The organism is Mycetohabitans sp. B2, assembly GCF_021733735.1.
GTDB lineage: Bacteria > Pseudomonadota > Gammaproteobacteria > Burkholderiales > Burkholderiaceae > Mycetohabitans > Mycetohabitans rhizoxinica.
On record NZ_JAHKSP010000110.1, the window covers coordinates 1 to 768 of the forward strand.

1 protein-coding gene is annotated in these 768 nt (G+C 57.9%); it reads left to right on the forward strand.

Going from position 1 to position 768, the window contains the following annotated elements; translation table 11 throughout:
- The coding region (locus tag KPG66_RS16935; protein ID WP_237071614.1) for an AMP-binding protein at positions 1–768 on the forward strand (768 nt) is incomplete at both ends.

Genomic DNA, 768 nt, shown 5'->3' on the forward strand with positions numbered 1-768 from the left:
AGGCTGGGGGCGCGTATGTGCCGCTCGATCCGAGCTATCCGGGCGAGCGCTTGGCGCACATCCTCGCCGATGCGGCACCGAACATTGTGCTGGCCGATGCGGCCGGGCGCGCTGCGTTGGGCGAGGTGGCGTTGGCCGAGTGTACGGTGCTCGATCCGACCACCCTGCCGGCGTTGCCGGACACGAATCCGTCGATCGCCGAGCTGACGGCCCGGCATCTGGCGTATGTGATCTATACGTCGGGTTCGACCGGCACCCCGAAGGGCGTGATGGTCGAACATGCCCAAGCGGTCAATTTCTTGTGCTGGGCGGTGCAAACCTTTACGCCCTTGGAAATGCAGCATACGCTATTTGCCACCTCAATCAGTTTTGATCTGTCCGTCTACGAGTGCTTTGTACCGCTCGCGCAAGGCTCAACCGTACACCTGGTTGATGATGCATTGGCGTTAATGCATCACACTCAGCCAGTCTCGCTGATCAATACAGTGCCGTCTGCATTGCAGTCGCTGCTCGCTCATCAAGCGGATCTATCTTCGGTTGTTACGATTAATGTGGCAGGTGAGCCCTTGAGGTCATCGTTAATCAAACAGGCCTTTGAGAAAACGCCGGTGCAGCGTTTATGCAATCTTTATGGGCCCTCGGAGAGTACCATTTACTCGACGTGGTTATCGATTCAACGGGGCGAGCCCTTCGTCGAGAGTATTGGTCGGCCGATTGCGAACACACGGATTTACCTGCTCAATGGGTACGGTCAGCCGGTGCCACTGG